At 42.2% G+C, this 17,983-nt stretch carries 15 protein-coding genes; 5 read left to right on the forward strand and 10 right to left on the reverse strand.

Annotated features, from left to right (window positions below):
- Positions 1-42 precede the first annotated feature (42 nt).
- On the forward strand, positions 43-909 hold the full coding sequence (locus ACESMA_RS01165; protein WP_372946910.1) for a hypothetical protein: 867 nt from the start codon (positions 43-45) through the stop codon (positions 907-909).
- Positions 910-942: 33 nt separating this feature from the next.
- On the forward strand, positions 943-2,706 hold the full coding sequence (locus ACESMA_RS01170; protein ID WP_372946911.1) for a sensor histidine kinase: 1,764 nt from the start codon (positions 943-945) through the stop codon (positions 2,704-2,706).
- Positions 2,707-2,711: 5 nt separating this feature from the next.
- Here ACESMA_RS01170 and ACESMA_RS01175 read toward each other — a convergent pair whose 3' ends face one another.
- Both ACESMA_RS01175 and ACESMA_RS01180 read right to left on the reverse strand, forming a co-directional pair.
- Positions 2,712-5,603, reverse strand: a complete 2,892-nt coding sequence (locus ACESMA_RS01175; protein ID WP_372946912.1) for a TonB-dependent receptor — start codon at positions 5,601-5,603, stop codon at positions 2,712-2,714.
- 105 nt (positions 5,604-5,708) lie between these two features.
- On the reverse strand, positions 5,709-7,184 hold the full coding sequence (locus ACESMA_RS01180) for a hypothetical protein (protein ID WP_372946913.1): 1,476 nt from the start codon (positions 7,182-7,184) through the stop codon (positions 5,709-5,711).
- A 298-nt stretch (positions 7,185-7,482) separates the two neighbouring features.
- Between ACESMA_RS01180 and ACESMA_RS01185 the strand changes: the two genes are divergently transcribed.
- Entirely contained in the window at positions 7,483-7,941 is a 459-nt protein-coding gene (locus ACESMA_RS01185) for a toxin-antitoxin system YwqK family antitoxin (protein WP_372946914.1), read from the forward strand.
- A gap of 96 nt (positions 7,942-8,037) precedes the next feature.
- Positions 8,038-8,388 carry a carboxypeptidase-like regulatory domain-containing protein gene (locus ACESMA_RS01190; RefSeq protein WP_372946915.1) on the forward strand — a complete coding sequence of 117 codons (351 nt, stop codon included), beginning with the start codon at positions 8,038-8,040 and terminating at the stop codon, positions 8,386-8,388.
- A gap of 83 nt (positions 8,389-8,471) precedes the next feature.
- On the opposite strand, the gene mgrA is transcribed toward ACESMA_RS01190, so the two are convergent.
- The 6 genes from mgrA to ACESMA_RS01220 all read right to left on the reverse strand — a co-directional run bounded on the left by mgrA (position 8,472) and on the right by ACESMA_RS01220 (position 14,092).
- Positions 8,472-9,455 carry an L-glyceraldehyde 3-phosphate reductase gene (gene mgrA / locus ACESMA_RS01195; RefSeq protein WP_372946916.1) on the reverse strand — a complete coding sequence of 328 codons (984 nt, stop codon included), beginning with the start codon at positions 9,453-9,455 and terminating at the stop codon, positions 8,472-8,474.
- 87 nt (positions 9,456-9,542) lie between these two features.
- Positions 9,543-10,127 carry a CDP-alcohol phosphatidyltransferase family protein gene (locus ACESMA_RS01200; RefSeq protein ID WP_372946917.1) on the reverse strand — a complete coding sequence of 195 codons (585 nt, stop codon included), beginning with the start codon at positions 10,125-10,127 and terminating at the stop codon, positions 9,543-9,545.
- 26 nt (positions 10,128-10,153) lie between these two features.
- A complete protein-coding gene (locus tag ACESMA_RS01205) occupies positions 10,154-10,828 on the reverse strand; it encodes a diacylglycerol/polyprenol kinase family protein (RefSeq protein ID WP_372946918.1) in 675 nt (224 codons plus the stop codon).
- Between the two features lie 5 nt (positions 10,829-10,833).
- Positions 10,834-11,565 carry a phosphatidate cytidylyltransferase gene (locus ACESMA_RS01210; RefSeq protein WP_372946919.1) on the reverse strand — a complete coding sequence of 244 codons (732 nt, stop codon included), beginning with the start codon at positions 11,563-11,565 and terminating at the stop codon, positions 10,834-10,836.
- A 1-nt stretch (position 11,566) separates the two neighbouring features.
- Positions 11,567-12,364: a sulfite exporter TauE/SafE family protein gene (locus ACESMA_RS01215; protein WP_372946920.1), complete on the reverse strand. Its 798-nt coding sequence runs from the start codon at positions 12,362-12,364 to the stop codon at positions 11,567-11,569.
- 159 nt (positions 12,365-12,523) lie between these two features.
- Positions 12,524-14,092, reverse strand: coding sequence for a M81 family metallopeptidase (locus tag ACESMA_RS01220; protein WP_372946921.1), 1,569 nt, complete (start codon positions 14,090-14,092; stop codon positions 12,524-12,526).
- A gap of 136 nt (positions 14,093-14,228) precedes the next feature.
- Here ACESMA_RS01220 and ACESMA_RS01225 point away from each other — a divergent pair, with 136 nt between their 5' ends.
- The gene (locus ACESMA_RS01225) at positions 14,229-15,671 is read left to right on the forward strand and encodes a sulfatase-like hydrolase/transferase (RefSeq protein ID WP_372946922.1); all 1,443 of its coding nucleotides are present in this window, start codon (positions 14,229-14,231) and stop codon (positions 15,669-15,671) included.
- Here the strand turns inward: ACESMA_RS01225 and ACESMA_RS01230 are convergent.
- Complete coding sequence (locus ACESMA_RS01230; RefSeq protein ID WP_372946923.1) at positions 15,665-15,997, reverse strand: hypothetical protein; 333 nt, start codon at positions 15,995-15,997, stop codon at positions 15,665-15,667. The two genes, ACESMA_RS01225 and ACESMA_RS01230, sit on opposite strands and share 7 nt — an antisense overlap.
- 152 nt (positions 15,998-16,149) lie before the next feature.
- Positions 16,150-17,814 (reverse strand): T9SS type A sorting domain-containing protein, encoded by a 1,665-nt coding sequence (locus tag ACESMA_RS01235; protein ID WP_372946924.1) that lies wholly within the window; start codon positions 17,812-17,814, stop codon positions 16,150-16,152.
- Positions 17,815-17,983 lie beyond the last annotated feature (169 nt).

Raw genomic sequence — 17,983 nt, forward strand, 5'->3', positions numbered from 1 at the left:
TTTTATACACTGGAATTTGAAAAACCAAAAACCAAATATAAAATGGAATATGCAGGTTTCATCTTTTCAATTTTTCATCCTTCTGTGTTTACTTTTTCAGATATTGCTGCCTGGTTTTTAACCACCGGTGGAATGATTACATTATTTGCTTTTTTCGGATTTTCCGGCTTGGCTATCTACCAAACACGAAGTCGCTTTAATGAAAAAAACCAGGTGTTTGATCCTGAAGAAATTGTTTCAGAAAATGACGGAGTAGAAAAAATTCTGAAAAAATGCAGAATCCAACTTATTCATTTCCTGAACAAAACCAGTTCTGTTTACACTTTTGGAATTGAAAATTTTATTGCTGAAGATTTGCCCGGATTTAAAAATATATTGGCAGAAAAAGACAACCTCAGGAAAAAAGTTGAAAAATCTAAAGAAAACATTTTCAGCATTGCCACCAATTTTGAAAGCAGCTTGCATTCAGGTCATTATTTAATTGATATTAAAGATTATCAGGTAAGAATGGTTAATTCACTTTCACTTTTTCTTGATCCAATGTTTGAACATTTAAGCAACAGCCACAAACCATTTATAAAAGTGCAGGGAGAAGAGCTGGGCCTGCTGAAGAAGGAAATAGATAACTTATTGGTTTTAAGTGCCGAAATTATTAATAATAACCAGGTGAACGAGAAGAATAATATGGCCGGAATTCAAAATAAAATTTACGAAATGTTAAACAGAATGGAAGTGGCACAGATTAAAAGAATAAAATCAAACCAGGTAAATACCCGGAACTCCATATTGTTTTTGAATATCCTTTCGGAAACCAAAAACATGCTAAACCATGCCTCAGGCTTACTAATTTCCTACAATAAATTAACATCCGAAGCAAAAACCAAAACCCAAACAAATGAGAGAGCGTAATTGTACAAATATAAACTTTAGCAAATTCAATCAGTGATACGAAAATCTTTCAGGGGCGAAATATTTTTCTACTTTATCATCGTATTTATTCTTTTTACCGCTGCTATTCTCACCTTTCAGTACCAGCGCGAGAAAAAATACCGTACGGCACAACTGGAAAACACACTCGATAATATTACCGAAATTACTTACCGGTTTATTGAGCAAAATAATCTGATAGAAAAAAACGCACTAAGCCGTATTGGTGAAATCCAACGAATTATTCCTCAGTCGAATATTCGAATTACAGTTATTGCCCCTGACGGTGAAGTACTGTACGATAGTTCAGCCGATTACATGACAATGGAAAACCACCTGCAACGGCCCGAAGTTCAAAAGGCAGTTCAGGAGCAGAGAGGTTCAAATATCCGTCATTCAGAAACCACACAGGAAGAATATTACTATTATGCTAAAAAATATTCCAATTACTTTGTTCGCACTGCAGTTGTTTACAACGTTCAAATTCAAAACTTTTTAAAAGCAGAAAGGGCATTTATTTCTTTCATTGTAACTGTTTTTGCCATCATTGGTATCATCCTGTACTTTATCACCGGTAAACTGGCCGATGCCATTACCAAACTGAAGGATTTTTCCTTAAAAGCCGGAAAAAACGAACTTGTGGGGCCCGATACGAATTTCCCGGAAAACGAACTGGGAATTATAAGCAGGCAGATTATTCGAATTTACCACAAGCTGAAAAAAGCCAAAGACGAACTTTCAAACGAGAGGGAAAAACTCCTGAATCATCTCAATGCCCTGAACGAAGGCATCGCTTTTTTTACCCCCGAAAAAAAGAAAACCCTTACTAACCGGAACTTTATTCAATACATTAATATTATTTCCCAAAAAAGTATTATTGAAACCGGGGATATTTTTGGGATGAAAGAATTTAAAAAACTCAACAAGTTTTTGAAAAAAAACCAGGCCGGCCACCTTCCTTTTCAGCCCGATAATCTGCCACAACTGGAATACATTATTTCAGCAGGCGAAAAATATTATAAAATTCAAAGCATAATTTTTATCGACTACAGTTTTGAAGTTGTAATTACAGATATTACACGCCTTGAAAAACGCCGGCTGATGAAACAACAGCTCACCTCCAATATTGCACACGAGTTGAAAACACCGCTTTCCTCCATAAAAGGTTATCTGGAAACCATGTTAAACAACTGGCCGGTAGCAGAAGAAAAACAAAAATACTTCCTGCAAAAAACTTTTCTCCAGTCGGAACGACTTACTCATTTGATTAATGATATTTCGTTGCTTAACAACATCGAAGATGCCGGGGAACTGTTCCGATTTAAACCTGTTGACCTTGAATCGGTTATAGATGAGGTTTATGAAAACTTTGCCAACCGGATGAATGAAAACAACATTTCTTTTAGTAGCGAAGTAAAATCAGGGATGGTGATTGAAGGCAACGATTCGCTTCTTTTTTCGGTGTTTCAGAATTTTGTTGAAAATTCAATTAATTATGGTGGAGAAGGAATTTCCATCCATATTAAAGTTTACCACGAAGACAACAAATACTACTATTTCTCTTATTCCGATACCGGTTCGGGAATTCCCGAAGAACACCTGCCTCGAATTTTCGAGCGTTTTTACAGGGTTGACCACGGGCGTACCCGCGAAGCAGGCGGAACCGGCCTTGGATTAGCCATTGTTAAAAATGCCATTCAATTGCACAAAGGCGAAATTTCGGTTAGAAACAAATCCGGTGGCGGAACTGAATTTCTGTTTTCGCTGGCAAAAAAGTAGGCTTCTTAAAACTTGTAACTCACACCCAATCCAAACGTTCTGCCGGGGCTCATGCTGCTGTAAATTTGTTTTTCGGCATTGTACGAGTGGTAATAACTTTCCGTTTTGGCATTTAAAAGGTTCGATACTTTAAAGTCGATGCTCGTATTTCCGCTTTCACCCAGTTTTTTATTTAAACTGAAATTCAGGCTGTTAAACGGTTCAATGTAAATATCGGGGAAAAGACCCGCTCCAACTATGGTTAAGGTAGAACCTTTCACATTGTAAAAAAATCCGGCATCGAGGCCTGCATCATAATTACTGTAAGAAAATCCTGCATTGATTACGTATGGCGACTGTCCGGCCATCTGGCGATTTTTCTCAATGCTCTGGCCCGTTTTTTCATACGTTTTTCGGGAATTGAATTCCAGCTCTGTCATATCAATCTGTGATTCAACCAGGGTAAAATTTCCATTCAGGTTAAAATGGCGCCAGAAAGGTGAAATAAAATCCAAATCTTTTCTGAATTCAATTTCAGCACCAAACAATCTGCCATCGCCAACATTTCTTGGTTGGTACTCAGTACTTGTCTGCTGTTCAGGAATTCGCACCAATTCGATGGGATTATCGAAACTTTTAAAGAAAGTGCTTACTGAAAAAATCTGTCCCCTTTCCATAAACAGTTCCCAGCGCAAATCAATATTGTTGATGCGTGTTTCCGTTAAGTTTCCGTCCCAGCCGGGATAGGTAAACAGTGTTCCGTTAAAAATACGGTTTGAAATGGGGTCGAGAATCTGTGCAAACGACAGCTCTTTAAAAGAAGGACGGGCAATGGTTTTTGAGTAAGACGCACGAAGATTTTGATCCTCAGTAAGCGCGTAAATCAGGTTCACCGAAGGGAACAAATCAAAAGATTCCAGCACTTTTTCATTATCTAAGTTTATTCCATTTTCCGTGTCGCCACTGGCATAACGCTGGTCGCGCCCGGTGTGCCGCTGCACAAAGTTTTCAGCCCTGACTCCAATGATGGTTTTCAGTTTTGCAAAAGGGGTAAATTCATTGGAAATATAAAAACCGGTATTGTTAACATTCGACTGGTAGGCATTGGGATTGGTCTCCGGGTTCCCCGACTGGTAATATATACTGTTTGGCCGGTTGGGGTAAATATTTTCATCATTGAGCACGATTGACGGATCGGGACCGGGCCACGACTGGCCTCCAAAAAACTGTATGTCGAAAAAGAGAATCTCGTAATCGCGTTCTTTAAATCCATGGCTAAACCCAAATTTCAGCTTTGCATCATTATTTTTGAATTGGTATTTTTTGGTAATATCTAACTTGCCCATGGCATTCAACTCGGTGAGCGATCGCCATATTCGTGCCGGGTTTCCGCCGGCTCCCGCCATAAAACTATACCTGTCGTTTATATTTGTAAAAGCTGTTTTTCTCATATCAGGATCTTCTGAAGTGGAAAAAGTGGGTGAAAAACGCCAGTCAATTTCCCAGCCACTGTTTTTCAATACATGGGTTCCGTTGAGCAAAACATTGGTAAGCGAACGCTGGTTGTATTCCAGGTTATCAGAAAGGGCAAAGTAACCCGATTGACCAACTGCTTCGCCATCGTTGTCAATCGAGAATTTACCGGCACGGTTTTCACCATTCTGCAACCGCATGGCTGTTAACCTGATTTTCGACAGGTTGGTTTTTACAGCCACGCCGCCGAGTAAACCAACCAAAACGTTGTGTTCGCCAAGTTCTCCGTTCTGAATAGTTGCATAGCGCATTTCATATTTGTCAGGATCAATATACCGTTGGTATTCACCGTAAACCACGTCGTTGTAATATTTGTAATCCGATTTGTAGGAGAGCGAAAAGATATAACCCAGTTTCGGGCTTCTGCTGCTTTTTTTGAAAAGATCGACCTGGTTTCCCAATGAAAAGCTGACACTGTAATCCACCGGGCTGGTTTGGCGGTCGGCAGCAAGATGCGGGTTAAAACTTTTAATAAATTCATTGATTTCCTGCTGGGGGGCGCCGCTTATGGGAGTTGGGATGTTGGGTTGCGTGGCACGTGCAGGCAATGCACGGGTTCCGTCATCGAAACCCAGAAAATCGGTTGAACCGCCCGGGTAAGTGAGGTAATTCGAATTAATGTGCATATCCGGATTATAAGAGGTACTGGCAGAAACGCTAATAATTCTTTCTTCCGGAAAATCTTTGGTCTCCACGTTCATCATTCCCCCGGTAAAGTCGGCAGGCATGTCGGCAGTGAAGTTTTTACTTACCAGCATATTGTCAATCAGGTTTGTAGGAAAAATGTCCATTTGCAGGCTATTCCGGTCGGGGTCCAGCCCCGGAATGTCCATGTGGTTTAATGTGGTTTTGGAATACCGGTCGCCCAGGCCGCGAACATAAACATATTTGCCGTCTTCAACCGTAACGCCGGTTACCCTTTTGGCCGCTTCCACCGCTGTGTTATCGCCTATCAGTTTTATTCTTGAAGCAGAAATTCCATCCATAATCACCGCGCTCTGTTTTTTAATAGTGTTCAAAGCTGCTTCGGTAGTTCGAATTACTTCGGCGGTTACAACTACCTCACCAATTTCGAGGGTGCTTTCCTGCAATCTCAGGTTTTCCAACAGGGTTACGTCGCCAGCTTTAACCTGAACGTCTTTTACGTTAAGCGTTTGATACGAAATGTAGGAAATTTGCAGTTCGTAGGTTCCGGGAGCCAGATCGAGTGTAAATTGTCCATCGAGGTCGGTTGCCGTTCCGGTTACAGTTCCCGTTATCATAACCGTTACACCAACCAGTGTTTCGCCTGTTTTATCATCGAAAATAGTACCCCTGATTTTGCCTTGCTGCGCCTGGGTAAAAATGGAAGCAAGCATTAAAAGAATAACAAATAAGCTCTTCATACCTTTTTTGAAATGTTTCCTGAATTAAACAAAGAAACAGACTTGCAAAATTTCTTATTTGCAAGCCTGTTTAATTTTACAGACAATATTTTTTTAAATAAACTATTAGAGTCCTGTTAAAGCACCTGATTTTCCTGCCCATGTCCATCCAAAAACAGAAGCATCTGCTTTCTTGGTGCCTGTTCCGGCAGTAACACCTGCAGGAACATCTCCGTTTACATGGTTAGGCAATTCTTCGGCAGTAACATCAATCTCAATTCCTTCAAACGTTACACCGGCAGCAGTAACCCGGTTAATTTTCTGACCTTCTGAAATTCCGGTAAAAAACAGGTTTTTCAAATCAACAATTGAATTGTTGTCCACATTTATCAGGTCCTGGCTAATCCGGTCGCCCACTGTTGCAACAATAGTTCCGTTCTGAATCACATGACCTGCTTCCATTGAACCTTCCGGTCCGTCGAGCTCAAAAGCATGGCCTGTAGGCGCAACTACTATAAAATTGTCAAGCGTGCCATTCCACGACTGGTCTGTGTCAATTCCATCATCGCCCACATTCCAAACCAACACGTTTTTTACATTTACGGTGCCTCCAAACCATTCAATTCCGTCATCCTGATTGGCTACTACTTCAATGTTTTCAATTACGGTACCCGAGCCAACTCCGCCAAGCGAAAGGCCGTTGATTTCGTTGCCCGAACCAATATTTGTTCCACCATGGCGAATGGAAATATATTTCAATACCCCTGAATTATCACCGGGTTCGTTTCCACCGTAAAGTCCGTTCTGGTCAGAAGTTGGAATTCCTTCAATCTGAATTTCGCTTACATCGCCCGATTCGTTCGATGCTGAAATGGGTGCTTTTCCAAGCACGATAACGCCACCCCAAAGTCCGTTGATATCCGGGTCGAGGTTTGGGCTTCCAAAGTTACCGGCAGCAACATCTTCAATAGAAATTTCGTCGGCTACTGAAGTGAAAATAATTGGTGCGTCGGCAGTTCCTTCAGCCATTAGTGTTCCGCCGCGGGCAACCAGCAAAGCAGTGGCGTTTGCTCCGGTACCGGCTTCACCTTTAATGATGGTACCTGGTTCAATGGTTAATGTAACTCCGTTAACAACGGTTATCCTTCCTCCCAAAATATAAACTTTATCAGAAGTCCAGGTTGTGTTCTGGGTAATATTGCTTGTAACTTTAACTTCAAATTCCGGCTGGTCGATACTGATAACAGCCGTTGCATCATCGGTTTGCCCTTCAGAATCGGTCACTGTTAATGTGATAGAAGCAGCACCGGCACTGGAACCAGCACTATAATTAATGGTAATTGAATTTCCGCTAACACTACCTGACGCGTTCAAAACCGAAACATTGGTGCCGGAAGCGGTATAATTGGCGGTAAGATCCGAATCTATTGAAACGGTAAAATCAACCGATTGATCAGTTGATCCGAATGGTATGGTAGCCACGTTTGAGGGGGCGGAAACAACTGGTTTATCAAAAGCAACAATCGGATCATCTTCATCACAAGCAGTGAAGAACAATCCCAAAATAAGCGTTAAACTGAACAAAAATCTAAATTTTTTCATAACAAATCATTTTTTTTGATTTTAATTTGCGGCAAAACTACTTTGGGGTTGTTACAAAATGATTACACGGTAATTAATAAAAAATTACTTTCCCCTTTCAAATTCAAATGCTTCAAAAAGAAATAATTAACAAAACCAAAAAAGGCGGAAACAAAGCACTGCAAAGCAAACAGCCAACCGGATGGATAAAATAAAACGATTAATCTATCATAATATATTAAATTTCAATTAAAAGAATTTTTACCAGGAATTGCCGAGCGTATTTTTTCTAATTTCGCCGCTTTTTAAGAGGAACAAAATGAAAAGAATCACATTACTTATAGGACTTATAACCTTACTCATTTCCGGGATAAATGCCCAGAACATTAAAGAATCAGACGGCCTTTTTTACGAAAACGATAAACTTTATTCGGGCTCCTACACCACTTTTTTCGATAATGGCCAGCTAAAAATGGAGATGAAAGTAAAAAATGGGGAAAAGCAAGGGAAGGTAAAAATTTACTTTGAAAACGGCAGGCTGAACGAAATCCGTTCCTACAAAAAAAACCAGATGCACGGAAAGTGGGAAATGTACAACAGCAATAATGTACTGGTATCAGTTGCCCGTTACAAAAACGGGAAAAAGCACGGCAAATGGAAAATATGGAACGACAATGGAAATTTGTTGTATGAACTTCAGTATAAAAACGGAGAAAAAACAGGCACCTGGAAAAGTTATGATGGCGCCGGGAACCTGATTAATGAGCGCAAATACTGATGCATGGTAAATGTAATAAAACTGTAATAATTCCTTAACCGGGGTGTAATTCTACCAAGGTACTTTTGTAAAGTAAAATCATTTAAATTATTAAAAATGAAAAAATTACTGATTGGCGTTTTCGCACTTTTACTGGCAGTTACTGTTTCAGCTAACGATAAGGGAGAAAAAACAAGTACCGATACTGAAAGCAAGGCAACTGTAGCACTTTCAGGAACTGTTCTCGATTCAAACTCAGGAGAACTTTTAGTGGGAGTTGAGGTACAGATTGAAGGTACCACTGCGAAAACCTACACCGATTTTGATGGAAACTTTACGTTTGAAAATATGAAACCGGGTGAATACAAACTGGTAACCAACTACATTTCGTACAACAAAACTACTGAAACGTTAAAAGTTGATGCCAAAGAAAACCAGGTAAAAATTAAACTGCAGAATTCAAATTAATTCGGCTTTAAAAAAAACTGGAAGCAAAAAAGTTCCGGACGTTCAGGTATAATCGCCTGAATATCTGGAATTTTTTTATCCAACTATTTCAAAACCGCTTCAATTTTCTGTAATTCTTCTGCACTGAATGCTCTCTTTCTCAGCATTTCCACGTTGTCGTCAATCTGCTGAACCGAACTGGCTCCAATTAAAACTGAAGTAATCCGATTGTCTTTCAGTACCCACGCCAACGCCATTTGTGCCAGCGACTGCCCCCGGTTTTGCGCGATTTCATTTAGGGCCACAATTTTATCGTGTGCCGAATCCACATCCTCTTTTTTCAGGAAAACCTCGCGGGTGGCACGCGAACCTTCCGGAATGCCTTTTAAATACTTGTTGGTAAGCAGTCCCTGTGCCAACGGCGAAAACGGAATACACCCGATTCCTTCGTCTTCCAGCACATCCAGCAGACCGTCTTCCACCCAACGTTCAAACATCGAATACCTGGGTTGATGGATGAGACAGGGTGTGCCCAGTTCTTTTAAAATCTGCGATGCTTCCTTTGTCATGTCTGCGGGGTAATTGGAAATGCCAGCGTACAAAGCTCTCCCCGAGCGCACCGCCTGATCAAGCGCCATCATGGTTTCTTCCAGCGGTGTGTCGGGATCGGGACGGTGTGAATAGAAAATATCCACATATTCGAGCCCCATGCGTTTCAGACTTTGGTCGAGGCTGGCCAGCACATACTTGCGGCTACCCCACTCGCCATAGGGTCCGGGCCACATTAAATAACCTGCTTTCGACGAGATGATTAGTTCGTCGCGATAGGCTTTGAAATCCTGTTTCAGAATTTTCCCGAAGTTTTCTTCTGCCGACCCCGGAGGCGGACCGTAATTGTTGGCCAAATCGAAATGGGTAATGCCCAAATCGAACGCCCGACGCAGCATGGCACGGGCATTCTCAAAATGGTCAATTCCACCGAAATTGTGCCACAAACCCAGCGAAACTGCCGGTAGTTTTAACCCCCATTTTCCGCAGCGGTTGTAAGTCATTTCATCGTAACGCGATTCTTTTGGAAGATAAGTCATAATATGTATTTTTTATTTGGTTAAAAATGTTGTTTTGATTTATTTCTGAAAGGTATCTATTTTATAAAAAATGCACAAACAAACAACCTATTTCTTCTCTTTCATCACCCAGTAAATGCCCTTTAGTCCCGGCCTGATGTCGTCTGTCTTAAGTAAAACCAGAATTTTATCGATGTAGGCCATTGCTCCCCAGCCCACAGCAACGTAGTAAAACCACAAATTGAAACCCCAAACAAACAGTACAAAAAAGAAAGCGCCTTGCAGGTAGCCGGCAATTACCGGCCCATACAGGTGCAGACCGGGAATTTTTCCGAAACGAATAAAAGCTACCAGGTAGCTGATGATAAAAATGGCAAGAAACAAATACAACAGCCAGGCGTGTGGTTTAAAATCCTGCCATTTAAACAAAAATACGCCAAGCAATGCCAGAACGTAAGTGCCAATATCAGCGAGGTTATCGAGCGCTGCACCAAAATTTGTTACCAAGTTAAATTTTCGGGCGATAAATCCATCAATAATATCGGTAATCAGATTAATACAAAACAAAATCACAAACCACCTTTCAACACCAAGTAGCGCCAAAATCAGCACCACCGGAAACATAATTAACCGGTAAAAACTGATGATATTGGGGACATTCAAAATATTTTCGGCTTTGAAAAAGAGTTTCATATAATTAATGATTTTCGATTCAACATTTATAACAAAATAACCAGTACCAGCAAAACACTCATGGGAATGAACATGTTATCACTCCCCTTCCAGCTTAACATTTCAGCAATCGTACTTACAAAAGCCACCGTAAATGCAATCAGAAAAACCTGCAGATTAATTTGTTCCTGATTAAAGTATAACGCAATTAGGCTGATGATAAAACAGGAAACAAAAAACGAAAGCGATCCCAGCCAGGTTTTTTGCAGCTCATGCCCAAACAGTTTTATTTTATGGTTGTATTGCTGCAAATTGATACCCAGAATTCCGGCCACCGGATCGCAAATGGCCAGTACCAGAATGGGCAAAATAAACAGAAACTTGTTATCGAGCTTGTGCGAAACCAGAAAGGTAAGGTAAATGGAAACCGGCAGCAGGTAACTGCCTATGGAAATGCGCTGGATGTCGTGAATCGATTTCAGGTAGGTGCGGTGGCGGCTGACAAACAACAGAATGAAAAATGCAACTGCCATAAACAGTACATACCAATGATTATCAAAAAGGTAAGGAAAAGTGATGGTGGACAATGTGGCGGTGAAGTGCGCAAACTTGCGGGTAATTTCACCTTTTAAACCCAAACGGCGGTAAACCAATTCGTTAAAAACCAATAGTAACGCAATGGCAACCATATAAATTACTGTTAATCCGATTTGATTTCCCATAACTTTCAATTTAAAAATCCTAAAAGTTCAATTACGCCAACGAAAGCACCACCCGTAATCAGGCTGTCGAATCGGTCGAGGAACCCTCCGTGCCCCGGAAGTAGCTGTGAAAAATCTTTTACATTATATTTTCGTTTGTAAACCGATGCAGCCAAATCGCCTGCAAATGCAAACAGAACAATTCCTGCCGCAATCAGCAAAGTTTTCGATATTGAAAATTCAACCAGACTTTTCAATAACAATGAGCTGGCAAGTGCAATCAAAACTCCGCCAACCAAACCTTCCACTGTTTTTCCGGGGCTGATAGCCGGAAAAAGTTTTCGTTTGCCCGCCAACTGCCCGCTAATTTGACTGAATGCATCGAAAATGGAAAGTACCAGAAAAGTAAATAATACCAGGTCTTTGCTCAACCCGGTGAACCGAAAAAAACCGGCTGACAAAATCACAAATAAAACAAAAGCAACCACAAAAAAGCTTTGTTTCCGGTATCCTGAATTCCAAAAAAGTTTTATCAGTTCAAACATTCCGACTAAAATGATTACTAAAGCTATAATTCTGAAAATTAGTGGATTGAAAATAATTCCAAAAAACAAAGCATGAATAATAATAAAGTAGGTGATGTACTTTATCCAGCTTTTTCGGGCTGTGCTGCGATCTTTTTTTCGGTTAATGAAATAAAAAGCAACAGCACCCAGTAAAAAATATGAAAGGATAATAATATAAATCGTAACTATCATATCAGGCAAAAATCAGTATCAAACCAAAACCAAAAATAATTAGAGCAAACCATTGCCGGATGTGGCCTTCCGACCGCTCAATCTTTATTTTTCCCAATAACCGCGGCCCGGCAGCGGCACCAATTAAAGTACCCGTCGTAAGCAATAAAACCAAGGTCAGATCAATCTCTCCAATCAAAGCATGACCCGCCAGTGCAGAAACCGTATTGATGAGCACCACAGTAAGCGAAGTACCGACAACCAGTTTAATTGGCGCATTTAAGGCAACCAGCCCGGCCAGTACCGGCGCCGATCCGCTGGTACCAAATGTTCCGCTAATGATTCCGCCTGCGAAACCGTAGGCTGAACCCTGCGCAAAGAGGCTTTTTTTCAACCTCTTTCCCTCTTTTTCTCTATTCTTATTTTGCTTTTTATTTTTTCGGCTATTCAAAATAATAACCGCAGCCAAAACCAGGGAATAAATCCCAAAAGCCATTTTTAACTGCTGCGTATCCATTTGTTGTGTAATCCAGGCACCGGCAACAGCGCCCAATACACCTGCAGCGCCAAAAACCAACACAAGCCTCAAATGAATATTTCCTTGCCGGTAATGTCCCACCGACCCAACCATACACAATGGCAGCGTTGCAGCCAGCGAAGTTGCCACAGCAATGTGGGCAGGTGTTCTAAAAAATAACATCAAAATCAACGGGAAAAAAAATCCGCCACCACTTCCAATCATAGTGGCCAGTAATCCAACAATCATTCCCACCAGAGGAAGCCAGAGATAAATTTGCTGAAATTCAGAGTAAAATACCATAGGTCTGATTTTCTGATGTGGAAGGTAAACATAAAATCAGAAAAATAAAAGGGATTGTTCCCAATGTTTAAATCAGGGTTTTTCAATGTACAACCTCCAATAAACTCATTTTTGGTTTATCGAAACCTTTAAAATCTCAGAATGTTGTGATAATTCTGTTTAGATTTCGTCAGATGCCGGAATCAGCTGGGCAGACAAATCCGGGTCGGGCATGTTTTTATCCAGCGGAAAGATGGGACGTACAACCCGTTTGTGGCCAAGCCGATCCAAATCCTGATCTACGCCACCGGGTGTCTGCGCCATAATCCAGTCGGCGCGCATGTCGTAAAGTTCGGGCACCAGGTATCCGATTTTTACCACAACAATATCCGTTTCCCTCGGATTCAGCCCCAGCCGGGTAAAATCTTTTTCGTAATGATAAGGTTTACGTTTTTTGGTCACAATCACTTTCACGCTTCCCACCTGCACCACCACTGCAATTTCGGCAGTCGGGTCTTCGGTATCGATGGCCAAAACTTTTCCTGAAAGCTGAATAGGAGGGGAATAACGGTCGTCAACAATAGCTCCCGCAAAACCTTCCGCCTTATTACCCACACCGGCAGCCACTGCTTTTTCCACCAAATCGGGGCCTGGTAACGAAGCATAAATGAGTGAAGGGCCGTTTTCAGTTTTAAACTCCGGACGACTCAGAATTTGCTGCAGTGTCCAGGTAACGTCACCTGCACCGCCGGCAGTAGGATTATCACCCATATCGCTAATGATAAACGGGCGTTTTTCGCTGGCAATGGCCATATCGAGAGATTCATCCAGGGGAGCCACCGGGGCCACAAACTCAAATTCATTCCGCACATCCCAAAAACTTTGTGCCAGGTATTCAGCGCCTTTTGTCACTTTTTCCCTGTCGTCGCCGGTAACCATAACTACTCCACGATTCCTTGGTTCATCGGCCCAGGCATAGCCAATCCATATTCCGGCATCAATCACCCCATCCTGGTCGGCAACTCCGGGAACTTTGGCATACAGGCTTTTTCCCGGTTCAATACGGGTGCTTGTTTTTTCACCAGGCAGCAAAATGGGTAACGGAATCCAGGCTTTGTATTTTGGTTTTCCCTTGCCGCTTTCAAGCCTGTCAAGCAAATTTTCCAGCGCACGTTGTTTCGACTCCAGCGCATCTTCGTGCGGCGCCAGGCGGTAGCAGGTAATCAGGTCGGTATGATGGGCCAACCGTTCAGTTACATTGCCGTGCAAATCCATGGAGGTGGAAATTACCGGCTCCTTCCCCACAACTTCGCGAATTTTGGCAATAAAATCGCCTTCAGGATCATCCAGTCCAACCACACTCATGGCCCCATGGATGTCGAAAAAGATACCGTCGTAAGGCAGGTTTTCTTTCAGCAAGGCAAGGGTTTCATTTACCAGTGAATCGTAAGCTGCGCGTGTAACAATTCCGCCGGGAATGGCATGACCGCGCAAAGCAGGAAACCATTCAGCCCGTTTCCGGTTTTCCGAGTTTTCATCTAAAAAAGGATAGTAGGAAAAAATCTCGTCTCCACGGCGAATACGAAAAGCTTCTGTATGTGTTACTGCCGGAGAAAAGGTACTCGACTCGATGGCCAAGCCGCAAATAGCTACCCGCGGTAGATCTGAACTGTCTTTTTTTGTTCCCGGTGAACAGGAAAATCCCAAAACCACCAGGGCAGAAACCAAAACAAACGTAAACTTTTTCATATCAATATGGTTAATTACAATCACTTTTAGTTGACAAGACAAAGATAAAAAGGATTTAAAAGGTTATCCACCAATTTTCCGGGATAATCTTTTTTGCCCGGCTACAATTCCTTATTTTTACACAAACCACAATCCGATGAAACAGTTCAAAAAATCAGTTTTATTTGCCATTCCCCTCATTCTTGCAGCAACTTTTAACAGTTGTAGCGAAAAAAAAGTACCGGACTCCCGACCTCATATCATACTGGTAATGGCAGATGACCAGGGCTGGGGCGACATGGCTCACAACGGACATCCGGTTGTAAAAACACCCAACTTCGATAACCTGGCAGCCAGCGGACTGCGATTCGACCGGTTTTATGCCGCAGCGCCGGTGTGCTCCCCCACCCGTGGAAGTGTGATGACCGGTCGTCATCCCAACCGGTTCGGCTGTTTTAGTTGGGGAAACACACTTCGGCCACAGGAAATTACCATTGCCGAAGTATTGCAATCGGCTGGGTATGTTACCGGTCATTTCGGAAAGTGGCATTTGGGTTCAGTTCAGGTTGGAAGCCCGGTGAACCCGGGAACCAGCGGATTTGACGAATGGTTTTCGGCACCCAATTTTTTTGAAAACGACCCCATCCTGAGCCGCGAGGGAGCTGCTGTTCAGTTAAATGGCGAAAGTTCCGAAGTTACTGTTGATGCCGCCATTGAATTTATTCGGAAGCATGTTAATTCTGATAAACCCGTTTTTTCGGTGGTATGGTTTGGCTCGCCGCACTTACCTCACATTGCCAGTGCCGCCGACAGTGCACTTTATCCCGGCCTCGACCCGGCATGGCAACATTTTTACGGCGAAATTACCGGCATGGACCGTGCCATTGGAAAACTAAGGCAGGAATTGAAAAACCTGGGAATGGATAAAAACACGCTGCTGTGGTATTGCAGCGATAATGGCGGCCTGCCCAATGTGGGAACAACCGGAGGCCGCGGACATAAGGGACAGATTTATGAAGGGGGACTGCGCGTACCGGCAATTATTGAATGGCCAGAAAAAATTGACAAACCCAAATCAACCAGCCTGCCCGCAAATACCTTCGACATATTCCCAACCCTGCTCGAAGTTGCAGGTGTAATCCCTGAAAATCTGCCGGTTTTAGACGGAATTAGTTTGCTGCCTGCCATGGAAGAAAAAATGAAAAACCGGCCTCAACCCATGGGATTTTGGCAATATCCGGCACCGGGAAGAAGAACACCTTCGGCCCAATGGATGGCGGAATTGTTTGAAGCCCAAAAACAGGGGAAAATGGTATCCGATTCATCGCGACTGGTTTTGGAAGCAGGAGATATTTCTGCCCAATATCCGGAAGATTCTTTTCCCGGTCATGCTGCCTGGCTCGACTGGCCATGGAAACTGCACCGAATACAAAACAATTCAGGCGATATCAAACTTGAACTTTACCAACTCGAAAACGACTCACTGGAACAAAATAATTTGGCTGAGATTGAATCTGCAAAGGTAGAATCCATGCTTTCTCAACTGGAAGAATGGCAACATTCGGTTATTACAAGCTTAAATGGAAATGACTATCACTGACAATTCATGTTATTCACATTTTCCTGTGCATCGTTAATGGAATTTTCCCAAGCAATACGCTGTTGACCGGCAAGCATAGTGCAATCACCGTAAGGTCTTAATGCATTCAGGTAAGCCTGTGCAGCTTGTTTATAAGCATTACAATTTGCAACAGATTGATCAGCGGCGTAAGCCTGTGCTGCAGCAGACATAGCATTTATTTCAGCTGATAATTCAGTAGTCCACGCTACTGAGCAGGGTGCATCACTTTCATCATTGTTTTTGCACGAAGAAAGTCCAGCAATAATAAATGCCAGAAAAAATAACAAGTAAGCTTTTTGTTTCATAACTCTAAATTTTGTGGTGAAAAAGTTAAGAAATTAAACAGTTTCATACAAATATTTCGGATATTAATATCTGATATTGTTTTCGGGTAATAAAATGTTTTCCCTGAAATTCGTCAGGTTTTCCTGAATTTTATAAAGATTGGAGAGCAAATTCAGTCGGTAACAATAAATTTTCCCCTCGCGGTTTGCCCGGCAGAATTCGTTATCCTGAATAAATAGGAACCTGCGGTTAACCCGTCGCGGTTAAGGATTACCTGATGGCTCCCCGAAGGAAAAAATCCCAATTCTTTTTTGTTCAGCTTTTTACCCGTTAAATCAAAAACCTCCAGATAGTAATCTGCATTTTTTTCGGAAACAAACCTGATTTGTGCCGAATGAGAAAACGGGTTGGGAAAAACAGTAACTGCTGAAAAAGACTGCCGGGAAACAAGAATTTCTGCTGCGGAATTAACCGATGACAAACGTAAATCAACCGTGTTAATGGAGCGGGGTGGGAGCACAAGTATTGTATCATTCAGATAATCGGAAGAAACAAAATCATGATCCTCGGTGGTTGAATATGCAGAAGCTGTTTCCATGGTAAAACCCGGAAGCTGAAACCTGACTTTTAGCGTATCAGTTGCCGAACGGTTAATCGCCACAAATGCAGCCGAATCTCCACTTAAACTTATAAAAGCCGCGGTTTTTAGCATTTCGCTGTTGCCAGATGTACCAATCCTTTTCCAGCCCGGATGGATAAAAGCGGAATAGTGTTTAAACACATAAAAATCTTTGGTGCGATTGTAGCCTTTGGAGTTAGTCCACCGGTTGCGGTCCCACGGAAAATGCAGGTTTACCAGCCCCCCGTTTTCCCATGCCAAATCCCAGTAAAGCCATGCTGTAACATTGCCCTGTGTAAGCGACTGAAACATCATTCCGGCAACCGTAAACCAGCCCTCTCGTGAATATTCGGTTTGAAAATGAGGAACTTCAGGATGAAAGTTCCCAACTTTTTTATAGTTTGTCGAAGTAAACGGATCATGCTCCACAGTTCCACTTTCGGCACCATGGTAAAGGTGGTAAGCAATGCCATGCAGTTTCGAAAGATCGAGCGGATTGACGTAATTTTCAACCGCATTGTAACCAATTCCAATACACTCGGGCCCCAGAAACAGAGGAGAGTTTTCGCGTTGTTTTACAGTATCGTAAACCGCATCCAGCGCTTTGTTGTAGCCAGCCAGAGTATCATTGGAATTCACCACTTCCGAAGGCCGCATCAGGCAGCTTTCGTAAAAGGCTGACCAGTCGGGTTCGTTTTGAATGCTGATGTATTTCGGAAAAATACCGTTGGAATTGTAGTTGTCAAGCGACGCATTCCACCATTGGGCGAACCCGGCATAATCAAACTCAACTTTCCCGTCGTTTACACTATATCTCAACGTTCCCCCGTTACTTTTGTCGTTGTTACTTTTCAGGTACCCGGGAGGACCCCACGAAGTCACCATAATATCTATGGGGTGCCCCAATGATTTTTGTGCCGCCGAAGCAAACTGTTTCACATAGCCAATCATGTTATTATCGTAACCGTAAGCATTTCTAACCCTAAGAATGTCGAGGCTCAGCTCTTTAAAAATCACATCGTAAATTTCGGCACGGTTGGGATGGGCGGGTAACCAGCCTTCGTAAAAAGCCAGAGAGGCGCCAAAACCCGTAATGGTCTGGTATTCCTCGTCCACATTCACTTCAACCATATTAACAGATTGTGCACCCACCTGCTGGAAAACTGCGGAATAAAATAAAAACAAGACAATTATAATCCGGTATTTAATCCAATTCATTTTAATAGTCTATTTTACTGTTAAAAAACGTAAATATAATAAGTTGCCTCAATTAAAATGAAAAGTTATTGTTTTTTATACAGAATTTTCGGGAAATTCAAAGCCAGGAGTTTCTTTCCGGTTCCTGATCAAAACGTTATCTTTGAATAAAGATAAAAAATTACACTTC

Origin of the sequence: Mariniphaga sp. (genome assembly GCF_041687215.1) — a bacterium.
Classification (GTDB): domain Bacteria; phylum Bacteroidota; class Bacteroidia; order Bacteroidales; family Prolixibacteraceae; genus Mariniphaga.